This is a genomic window from Mycobacterium sp. (assembly GCF_025933915.1).
GTDB lineage: Bacteria > Actinomycetota > Actinomycetes > Mycobacteriales > Mycobacteriaceae > Mycobacterium.
The window spans coordinates 1-9,880 of sequence record NZ_JAICZA010000162.1 but is presented as its reverse complement, the minus strand read 5'-3'; the positions used below and the strand labels follow the sequence as shown (position 1 = coordinate 9,880).

Annotated in this window: 12 protein-coding genes; 8 read left to right on the top strand and 4 right to left on the bottom strand. The window is 63.6% G+C overall.

Annotated elements, in window-relative coordinates; genetic code table 11:
* Positions 1-183: 183 nt before the first annotated feature.
* Positions 184-774 (bottom strand): TetR/AcrR family transcriptional regulator, encoded by a 591-nt coding sequence (locus tag Q0W90_RS20300; protein ID WP_297596538.1) that lies wholly within the window; start codon positions 772-774, stop codon positions 184-186.
* Positions 775-875: 101 nt separating this feature from the next.
* Here Q0W90_RS20300 and Q0W90_RS20295 point away from each other — a divergent pair, with 101 nt between their 5' ends.
* The 4 genes from Q0W90_RS20295 to Q0W90_RS20280 are packed head-to-tail and all read left to right on the top strand — an operon-like array spanning position 876 to position 3,344.
* Positions 876-1,661 (top strand): hypothetical protein, encoded by a 786-nt coding sequence (locus Q0W90_RS20295; RefSeq protein ID WP_297596540.1) that lies wholly within the window; start codon positions 876-878, stop codon positions 1,659-1,661.
* Positions 1,658-2,473, top strand: coding sequence for a hypothetical protein (locus Q0W90_RS20290; protein WP_297596542.1), 816 nt, complete (start codon positions 1,658-1,660; stop codon positions 2,471-2,473). Before Q0W90_RS20295 ends, Q0W90_RS20290 begins: the two co-directional genes overlap by 4 nt.
* Positions 2,470-3,060, top strand: a complete 591-nt coding sequence (locus Q0W90_RS20285; RefSeq protein ID WP_297697503.1) for a cytochrome c oxidase subunit 3 — start codon at positions 2,470-2,472, stop codon at positions 3,058-3,060. The genes Q0W90_RS20290 and Q0W90_RS20285 overlap by 4 nt, the downstream gene beginning before the upstream one ends.
* The gene (locus Q0W90_RS20280; protein ID WP_297596562.1) at positions 3,060-3,344 is read left to right on the top strand and encodes a cytochrome C oxidase subunit IV family protein; all 285 of its coding nucleotides are present in this window, start codon (positions 3,060-3,062) and stop codon (positions 3,342-3,344) included. The genes Q0W90_RS20285 and Q0W90_RS20280 overlap by 1 nt, the downstream gene beginning before the upstream one ends.
* A gap of 1 nt (position 3,345) precedes the next feature.
* On the opposite strand, the gene Q0W90_RS20275 is transcribed toward Q0W90_RS20280, so the two are convergent.
* The gene (locus Q0W90_RS20275; RefSeq protein ID WP_297596547.1) at positions 3,346-4,641 is read right to left on the bottom strand and encodes a cytochrome P450; all 1,296 of its coding nucleotides are present in this window, start codon (positions 4,639-4,641) and stop codon (positions 3,346-3,348) included.
* Between the two features lie 193 nt (positions 4,642-4,834).
* Between Q0W90_RS20275 and Q0W90_RS20270 the strand changes: the two genes are divergently transcribed.
* Positions 4,835-5,536 (top strand): TetR/AcrR family transcriptional regulator, encoded by a 702-nt coding sequence (locus Q0W90_RS20270; RefSeq protein ID WP_297596549.1) that lies wholly within the window; start codon positions 4,835-4,837, stop codon positions 5,534-5,536.
* Here the strand turns inward: Q0W90_RS20270 and Q0W90_RS20265 are convergent.
* Both Q0W90_RS20265 and Q0W90_RS20260 read right to left on the bottom strand, forming a co-directional pair.
* Complete coding sequence (locus Q0W90_RS20265) at positions 5,452-5,817, bottom strand: hypothetical protein (RefSeq protein ID WP_297596563.1); 366 nt, start codon at positions 5,815-5,817, stop codon at positions 5,452-5,454. The genes Q0W90_RS20270 and Q0W90_RS20265 overlap by 85 nt on opposite strands.
* A gap of 71 nt (positions 5,818-5,888) precedes the next feature.
* Positions 5,889-6,644: an enoyl-CoA hydratase/isomerase family protein gene (locus Q0W90_RS20260; RefSeq protein ID WP_297697504.1), complete on the bottom strand. Its 756-nt coding sequence runs from the start codon at positions 6,642-6,644 to the stop codon at positions 5,889-5,891.
* A 109-nt stretch (positions 6,645-6,753) separates the two neighbouring features.
* On the opposite strand from Q0W90_RS20260, the gene Q0W90_RS20255 reads away from it, so the two are divergent.
* From Q0W90_RS20255 to Q0W90_RS20245, 3 genes are all read left to right on the top strand, one after another.
* Complete coding sequence (locus tag Q0W90_RS20255; protein ID WP_297776209.1) at positions 6,754-7,173, top strand: lipoprotein LpqH; 420 nt, start codon at positions 6,754-6,756, stop codon at positions 7,171-7,173.
* A gap of 86 nt (positions 7,174-7,259) precedes the next feature.
* Positions 7,260-8,450 (top strand): amidohydrolase family protein, encoded by a 1,191-nt coding sequence (locus Q0W90_RS20250; RefSeq protein WP_297697505.1) that lies wholly within the window; start codon positions 7,260-7,262, stop codon positions 8,448-8,450.
* Positions 8,447-9,880 (top strand): FadD3 family acyl-CoA ligase (locus Q0W90_RS20245; RefSeq protein WP_297776205.1); only part of this gene is annotated, 1,434 nt, incomplete at its 3' end. The genes Q0W90_RS20250 and Q0W90_RS20245, both read left to right, overlap by 4 nt.

The following is a 9,880-nucleotide window of genomic DNA, read 5'->3' as shown; positions in this document are numbered from 1 at the left end:
TGGCGGGAGTCAAGAACGAAAACGCCGATTGCCAGAATTACCAGAACTACGTCGCGCAGGCGCCCGACGGCCTCTTGCTGATCTGCTACGCCCACGACGGCATTTTGAGCTGGATCCGCGCCGACTCGTAGCCGCACCGTTTCGGTTCAGCCGCGATTACGTTGGTCAGGGGCACTCGGGGTCTTACCGAGGCAGGCCGAGCAGTCGGCGGCTTAAATCGGTTACCCGATCGAGCAATGTGTCATCGTCGATGTCGGCGACCAGCGGATGCATGACCGCGGTGCTGAGCGCGCCGGAGAACATGGCGGCCTCGATCCGCCCGTCCAGACCCGCATCGCTCAGTAGCACCTGGTACAGACGGTCCATGAAAAGTTGAAACGGCTTGTGCTCGGCCAGCAACCTGACGACGACGGGATCGAATTGCAGCGTGCGCACCAACCGGCGGTCGCGAACGGCCATCTCAATCACACCGACCAACAAGGCATCTCGCGCTTGAGGCCCATTCTCGTAGGCTTCGGCCTCCTCGAGGGCCGGCGCGAGGCGCCCGAGTTCGCGCTCGGTCACGGCGATGACAATCTGCTCTTTGGTCCGAAATTGATGGTACACAGCAGCTTTCGTTATACCGACGGCGTCGGCGATCATCTGTAGCGATGTACCGCTGACACCGTGTGTGGCGAACAGATCCAATGCGGCATCGAGTACCCGTGTCCGCGCAGCGCTGTGCGCGATCAACCAGAATTGCTCACCGGTGACCGGCTGCCGTGCTGTTCCCACGCACCGAGACTAGACGACACTATTGACCGAGGCTAGCCGATCGGCTAGCTTCGCTCACTAGCCAAGTTTTGGGCGGCGATTTCGTGGGGGAAGGAGTACCGATGTCCGACGTCGGCGGAAACGATGCAGGCGGTCGCCAATCGGCGCGGCCCGCGCTGCGGCGGACCGATGGCGAGCTGATCCTGCTCTGGACGTTGCCGGTGGCGCTGATCTTATGGATCGCATCGTTTTTCCTCTTTCCGGCCTTCAATCCGCCGATGTCACCCTCGATGCCGGCAGACCAGGTCGCCGCGTTCTATCGCGATCCCGCACACCTCCCGCAGATCCGCTACAGCATGATCATGTTCAACTGGTTCGGGGTGTGCCTCGTCCCGATACTGGCTCTGATCGTGCTGCAGATCCGCCGCATGGCGCATCGGACACCGATCTTCTCCTACGCGATGTTGGGTTGCGTGGCCGGTGGTCCGACACTCTTCCTCGTCGCCAATGTCTGCTGGCTGCTGGCCGCTTTCCGCCCGGAACGAAGCCCCGAGCTGACCCAGTTGCTCAATGATCTCGGCTGGATGACCTTCACCATCCTGGTGCCGTTTCTGATAGGGCAGAACGTAATCCTGGCCCTGGCAATATATTTCGATGATCAGCCGCGTCCGGTATTCAACGGTTGGGTGGCCCACTTCAACCTCCTGGTGGCGGCAGCGCTGGTGCCAGCGGCCTTCGTCGGCGTGTCATTGACCGGCCCGTTGGCATGGGACGGCTTCCTGTCCTTCTGGGTGAAGAACGTCGCCATTGCCGTCTGGATCGTGGTGATGGGCGTTGTGTTGGGACAAGCCATCTATCGGGAGCGCGCCGAGAACGCCGGGCGCCCAGATGAACTGGCCGATGCATGAGTGCGGTGATCACACCGCCGGCGTCCCCGACCACGCCGCCCCCGGGCCCTGCGCATCAGCGGTTTGCCTGGCATTTGCGCCACAACCCCAAGCGTGAACTCTGGCTGGCGTGGTGGACGCTCGTCGTCTTCTACAACGTGTTCTTCCCGATGTTCTTCATCGTCGCGCAGGTCCAGCCGCCCCCGCAGCCCACGTGGGACCTCGCGACCCAGGTGCACTGGTTCTCCGAACGCCACCTCGGGATACCTTTCGGGTTCGGCGTCATCTTCGCCATCAGCGGCATGATCGCGATCAACAACGCTCTCATCGCGTATTCGATGCGGCGCATGTCGGTAAGTCCGGCCTTCGGGTATTCGTACCTGATCATCTACTCGTTGAGCGCGGTTCCCGGCATGCTGCTGCTCTGTATCGCGCTGATCGTCGGGACGCTGCGACCAGAGCGAGACCCCGAAGCGATCGGTTGGCTCTACGACTTCGCCTTCCTGTCTTTCGACGGGACCATGGGAGTGTTCCTGATCGGTTCGCTGATCTGGATGGTCGCGATCCTGCTCGACAAGAATCGGGTGTTCCCCAAGTGGTTCGGCTACCTCAACCTGTGCAACGCGTTGACCGAGGTCGTCGTGGCGCCGTGCTGGGTCTTTCGACGGGGCATCTTGGCCTGGAACGGCCAGATCGCGTGGTGGCTGGACATGGTGGTGTTCGGCATCTACCAGGTCACGTTCATCGTCATGCTGTTTCAGATGATCCGCCGGGAGGACTTCGGCACCGGGCCGCTACCCGACCGCGCCCGCAATGAGGCGGCTACCCGATGACGGACCTGGCCGACCGGAACAAACGCACCGTGCCGGGCCAGCCGGACATGTGGGCCTTCGTGTTGTTCGAAACACTGGTCTTCACCGGGTATTTCGGCTTCTACCTGTTCTACCGCGCCCGACATGCCGAGCTGTTCTTACACTCCCAGTCGCAGCTGGATCTGCGGATCGGAGTCTTCAATACCCTCGTGTTGTTGTTGAGCTCATGGTCGGTGGCGCGCTGTGTTCAGTCGGCCCGTGCCGGCGCCTACCGAGCGGCGCTGCGAGACGTGTACCTCACGGCCGCGTTCGCCGCAGTCTTCCTCGTCTTCAAGGTGCTCGAGTGGGCCCGGTTGGTCGGCATCGGAAGCGGGCTCGATAGCAACGACTTCTTCACCTATTACTTCTTTCTCACCGGGATCCACTTCGTGCACCTGCTGATCGGCTTCGTCGCGCTCGGCGTCATCGTCTACCAAATTCGCAAAGCGGCGCGAAAAGCCCAGGGGCCTCGGGAAGCCCAGGAAATCGTCGAAACCTGCGCTACCTATTGGCACACCGTTGATTTCCTGTGGGTGCTCATCTTTGCGCTGCTGTATGTGGTGAGGTGATCGGAATCAAATTCAACAAACGGCTGATGATCGTATGGCTGGTCCTCTCGGCGCTCACGCTGGCCTATCTGTGGGTAGACCACTCGGCCGGCGGATTGCTGAAGTCGAGCGCGATGGTCACGTCGACCGTCATCGTGATCGCACTGATCAAGGTGCGAATCATCTTTCGCGAGTTCATGGAGGTGCGAGACGCTCCGGTCCTGCTGTGCCGACTCACCGACGCGTGGGTGGTGCTGATCGGTGCGGTCTTGCTCGGCTGCTACTTCGTCGGCATGCAGATCTGATTCAGGCCACGGGTGCGATCGCGTCGGCGGTCGTGAACGTGAGGTGCAGCTCGCTCAAACCCCGCAAGATGTACGTCGGTTCGTAGCTGTAGCGGCGCTCGGCGCTCGGCCCGTGGTGGGCCTCGTCAATCTCGATGTGCGACATCCGATCCAGCAGGCGCTCGATCGAGACGCGGCCCTCGACGCGGGCGAGCGGCCCACCCGGGCACGAGTGCACGCCGCGGGCGAAGGCCATGTGCTCGCGCACGTTCTTCCGGTTGATGTCGAACTCGTGCGGGTTCTCGAACCGGCGCGGATCGCGATTGACGGCGCCGGGCAAGATCATCACCACGGTGCCGGCGGGGATGTCGACTCCGCCGAGGGTCGTCGCCTTACGGGCGAGGCGTGAATCGCTTTTCACCGGGCTCTCCATCCGCAGCGCTTCCTCGATGAACGCGGGGATGAGGCTGCGGTCCTCCCGCACCTGCTGCTGGATGTCGGGCCGGTCGCCGAGCACCTGCAGGGCAGCGCTGAGCAACTTGGCGGTGGTTTCCTGCCCGGCGGCAAAAAGGAAGGTGGCCGAGCGAACCACATCGATGATCTCGGGCGTCGAACCGTCCGGGTACTTCGCCTCCGCCAGGTAGGTGAGCACGTCGCCGCGCGGCTCGCGACGTCGATCCTCGATGTAGTGACAGAACTTGTCGTCGAGCCATTCCAGCGGGTTGATGCCGACCGATTCGTGATCGAGGGCACCCACGCGCGCTCCAGGACGATCGGCACCCAGGACGGTGCGGAACTGCGTGTGGTCGTCTTCCGGGACACCCAGCAGGTCGGCGATCACCAAGGTGGCGAACGGCTTTGAGTATTCGCCGATGAACTCGCACTCACCGTTGTGCAGGAACTCGTCGAGCTGACGGTCGGCGAGGCGCCACATGAACTCCTCGTTCTGCTTGAGCCGGCTCGGGGTCAGGAGCTTGGCCAGCACCGATCGAGCCTTGGTGTGGTCCGGCGGGTCCATGGTGACCATGTGCTCGAACATCGGGAACGAACTGCGGTGCTCATCGATCTGTGCGCTGATGTCGTCGCCTTCCGGTGTGAACGGCAGCGGAGGGAACGGCCCGCCGAGCGCGACGATGTTCGAGAACGTGTCGGGGTCCTTGTACACGTCGAAGGCTTCTTGGTAGCCGGTGATGGCAACGACGCCGTAGTGCGGCAGGCGCAGCACCGGGTTCCGACTGCGCAGATAGTCGAAGTAAGGGTGCGGATCTGGGACCAGAGACTGATCGGTGAAGAAGTCGATCGACTCGTAGGTGCTCATCGGATTGCGTCTCCCTGGGCTGGGTTTACCGGTGGTATCGGCGGCAAGCGGTACCGCCACGATGATTTCGAAATCGAGAATGTGCTGAGCACCTGCTTAGCATGGCGGTAATGTCAGGGTCAAGATCAGGGCGCCGCGCCACGATACGATCCGTGTGGTCGGCACGGGATGGCACACAGTACGGAGCAGGGACATGACATCTGCCCGCAGGATCGGGGCGCCGGACGCGAAAAATCGCGCGTTGTTGCTCGACGCCGCCGAGCGGCTGATGCTCGAAGAGGGCTACGCCGCGGTGACGTCGCGGCGTCTGGCGGGCCGGGCGGGGTTGAAACCCCAGCTGGTGCACTACTACTTCCGCACCATGGAGGAGTTGTTCCTCGAGGTCTTCCGCCGCCGCGCCGAGGAAGGCCTCGAAGTGCAGGCACGAGCGCTGCAGTCGGATCAGCCGTTGTGGGCGGTGTGGCGGTTCGGGACCGATCCCGGGTTCACCCAGATTTCGATGGAATTCATGGCGCTGGCCAACCACCGCAAAGACATGCGAGCCGAAATCGCGTACTACGCCGAGCGTTTCCGCGAGGAGCAACAGGAAGCGGTAGCCGCCGCGCTGCACCGCTACGGCGTGCAGAACGAGGACGTGCCACCGGTGGTGTGGACCGTGCTGATGACCAGTCTGTCGCGATTTCTGGTGCTCGAGCAGGCGATCGGCATGTCTGGCGGCCACGCCGAAACCGTGGAACTGGTCGAAAGTTATCTGCGCCGGCTGGAAGGCGAGCCACGGCCCATCGCGGGCGTGCCGCCGTCCTGGGTGGCTCACCAGTGCCGCAGCGAGCAAAGCACCCCTTTGGGCCCGTCCTTGGATACGACGACGGTTCCGTCTACCTCTAGATCACAGTGAAGCCCCGGCGTGCCGGGTTCGGTGCCCGTGCTCGCCACGACCATCGCATACACCTCGGGTTTCGACAGGTTCAGCTCGTAGCTCCAGGGCTTGCCCGGCGCGATGTCGACGTCGACGTGCGGTGTGAACGAGTAGGGGTCGTGGCTGTAGTCAGCAAAAACGGCCGGCTCATGATCCAGGTAATAGATAGCGGTGTAGATCGGATTCTGCGCGCTGACCGTGTACTTGACGTGATGCATGACCGGGTCATCGGCATGTGCCCGTCCGCTGCCCACCAGCACGCCCGATGCCGCCAACAGAGAAGCCAAGGACACGATGGACCCGACGCCCAGCAGTGTCTTCATTTCGGTGGTCATGACGCTCCTCCGGCTGCCGGACGGGATTTGGTGTTGCGGTTCATGAGCCGTTCGGCGGCCTGCCAGTGCGGGTCGGCAACCCATAGCCGTGCAAAGGATGCTATCGCCTCATCAGCAGAAACTCCGCGAATCACGCGCTTTATCTCCGTCGCCGGCCGGCGGGCCAGCGACCTCGCGATGGCTCGCCATCCCTCGTCGGGCGAGTCGAAGACGTGGCGGGGCAACACCCGGTCCACCAGACCGATCCGCTCGGCGTCGACCGCGCTGAGGGCGGTTCCCGAACCGGCCAACAGCAGCGCCTTGCTCTTCCCGACCAGCGAGGCCAGCCGCTCGGCTCCGCCCCAGGCGGGCATGATCTCCAGCTGCACCTGGTTAAAGGCGATCTTGATGTCGTCGGCCGCCACCCTGATGTCGGCGGCGACAGCGACTTCGGCGCCGCCGCCGAACGCGTGACCGTTGAGTGCGGCGATGACGGGCGCGGGGAAGTCTGCCAGCTGGTCGCAGATGGACCGCATCCGCCGTGCCATCGCGGCGGCGTCCTCTTCGGTCCGCAGCGCGCTCAACTCCTTGAGGTCACCGCCGGATACGAAAGCGTGCTCTCCGGCGCCTTTGATGACCAGCGCTTCGGCGCCCGCCGCCGCGTCGATTGCTTTCTCGAGCTGTTCCATGGTGTCCAGGGCGATGGCATTGCGCGCATGGGGGCGATCGATGGTGAGCACCGCCAGCCCATCGTCGATCTCTAGGTCCACCATGCGTCATCGCTCCTCGGACAAGAAACCCGATATTGGCATTCTCTTTTCGCGAGAATAACATCATCGCTGCAGGCCCAGAACTTTCGTCAGCGAGGATGGAGGTGATTCGGTGCGGAACCGAATCCTGGTCGCCGCTGCGGCCCTGACCGTTGCCCTTCTCGGGGGATGCACGTCGCGGTCGTCAACCCAAATCTCGAGTTCGGCATCGGTGACCGTCAACGGCCACGAGCGGACTTTTCACATCGTCAAGTGCGGTCAGAGGGAGTGGACCCGGATGATCGACATCGGCAGCAATTTTTCCGGAGCCGAGGTCATCGTCGACGAGGGTGCGCAACCGGCGGCGACCCAGTCTGTGCGCATCCGGAATGTGGGCGGGTTCAGCGGGATGTACTCCCGGGGTGCCGGCGGCAACGCCGACATGAGCATGACGGGTGACAAGTTCACCCTTAGCGGCAGCGCCAACGGTTACCGGAGCGACAACCCCAGTGAGCCGGCCACCGCCACGTTCAAGATCGTCGTGACGTGCTGATCACGGCGAATCGGGTGTCGGGGGGCCACGTTGCCATTGGGCACCCGTAGAGAATACAATTCTCAAAAATTGCGAAGGAGGATTTCATGGGGCAGTTGTCGCATCGGGAAGACGTCCCGTTTCCGATCTTTGACGCGGATAACCATCTCTACGAGCCACCGGAGGCGCTGACCAAGTTTCTCCCCAAGGAGTACAAGGACTACGTCCAGTACGTGCAGATCAACGGGCGCACCAAGATCGCGATCCGCGGGCACATCAGCAACTACATTCCCAACCCGACGTTTGAGGTCGTCGCCCGGCCGGGTGCCTGGGAGGAGTACTTCAAGTTCGGCAACCCGGACGGCAAGACCAAGCGCGAGCTGTTCGGTGAGCCGATGCGCGCGATCCCGGCGTTCTTCGAGCCCGGCCCGCGCCTGGAGAAGATGAACGAGCTGGGTCTGGACCGCACCCTGATGTTCCCGACGCTGGCCAGCCTGCTCGAGGAACGGCTGCGCGACGACCCGCTCGCCATCCACGTCCTGGTGCATGCGCTGAACGAGTGGCTCGATGAGGTCTGGGGCTTCAACTACCAGAACCGCATCTTCACCACCCCGGTCATCACCCTGCCGATCGTCGAGAAGGCGATCGAGGAGCTGGAATGGGCGGTCAAGCGCGGTGCGCGTTGCATCCTGGTCCGCCCGGCTCCCGTTCCCGGCTTCCGTGGCCCGCGGTCGTTCGCGGTGCCCGAGTTCGACCCGTTCTGGGAGCGGGTCGTCGAGTACGACCTGCTGGTCGGCATGCACTCCAGCGACAGCGGCTATTCCCGGTACACCTCCGAGTGGGACGGTGCCGACCAGGAGATGCTGCCCTTCCAAACCAACGCGATGGGCATCCTCAACGAGTGGCGCCCGATCCAGGACTCGGTGGGCTCGTGGGTGATCCACGGCGCGCTCTACCGCCACCCGAAGCTCAAGGTGGCCATCGTCGAGGCCGGTTCGAAGTGGATGACCCCGCTGCTGGACGGCCTGGCCGAAGTCTTCCGGAAGGCGCCGGAGGCCTTCCCGAGCGATCCGGTCGAGATGGTCAAGAACCGAATCCACGTCAGCCCGTTCTTCGAGGACGGCATCGACGATCTGGTCAACCTCGTCGGTGTGGACCAGGTGCTGTACGGCTCGGACTGGCCGCATCCCGAGGGGCTGGCGGAGCCGACGTTCTACGTCAACGCGCTGTCGCACCTGTCCGTCGACGACCAGGCAAAGATCATGGGCGGCAACCTCGGTCGACTCGTCACGGTGTGACGGACCAGCCGCCGGCCAATCGGGCATGGCAGACCATCCCCGAGATGGTCTTGAGTGCGGCGGACCGCTTCGGCGACGCGGAAGCAGTCGTCGACGGTCCGTTGCGTCTCACCTTCACCGAAGTTGTTGAGCGAATACGTTGCGCCGCAGGATCTTTCGCTGACCTCGGTATTGGCAAGGGTGACCGGGTCGCGATCTGGGCGCCCAACTCGGCCGAGTGGATCATCGCGGCGTTCGGGTTGCTCACGGCGGGCGGCGTGCTCGTCCCGGTCAATACGCGATTCAAGACCGAGGAAGCGGGCGACATCATCGTCCGCAGCAAGGTGAAGGCCGTCCTGGTCCAAAAGGGCTTTCTGGACCAGGATTACACCGCGCCCGCGGGGACACCCGTCATCGATCTGAAGTCCGACTTCCTGTCCAGCGGTTCGCCATTCGAGCGGCCGGTGACCGGAACCGACATCTCGGACATCATCTTCACCTCGGGCACGACCGGCCGGCCCAAGGGTGCGATGCTGAATCACCGCCAAACGCTGCGGATGTATGAGGAATGGGCGACGCTTGCGGACCTGCGCCAGGGGGACCGCTATCTGCAGATCAACCCGTACTTCCACACGTTCGGCCTGAAGGCGGGCCTGGTGACGTCCTTCCTCCGCGGCGCGACGATGCTGCCGGTCGCGGTTTTCGACGTCGACACCGTGGTGGATCTCATTGAACGCGAACGCATCACGATGCTTCCCGGGCCCCCGACGCTCTACCACTCATTGCTTACTGTCGCCGACAAGTCCAAGCTGTCGACGCTGCGGGCCGCGGTGACCGGCGCCGCCGACATCCCCGTCGAACTGGTCCGTCGTATCCACGGCGAACTGCCGTTCCAGACGTTGATGACGGGCTACGGGCTGACCGAGGCCGGCAACGTGACGCTGTCCCGGCCGGGGGATTCCTTCGAGGATGTGGCCACCACCGCGGGCCTACCCTGCGACGGAGTCGAGGTGCGCATCGCCGGCGACGGCGAGGTGGTGGTCCGCGGCTACGGAGTCATGCAGGGCTACCTCGACGATCCCGCGGCCACGGCCCAGGCGATCGACGCCGAGGGCTGGCTGCACACCGGTGATCTGGGGAAGTTCGACGATGCGGGTCGGCTGCGGATCGTCGGCCGCAAAAAGGACATGTTCATCGTCGGCGGCTTCAATGCCTATCCGGCCGAGATCGAGGGCTTCCTGCTCAACCACCCGGCCGTCGCGCAGGCGGCGGTCATCGGCGTCCCCGATGAACGGATGGGTCAAGTGGGCAAAGCGTTTGTGGTGCGCAAAGGCGACGTCAGTGCCGACGAGTTGATCGGCTGGTGTCGTGACCGCATGGCCGGGTTCAAGGTGCCGCGCGCGGTACAGTTCCTTGATTCACTCCCACTCAACGCGACGGGGAAGGTGATG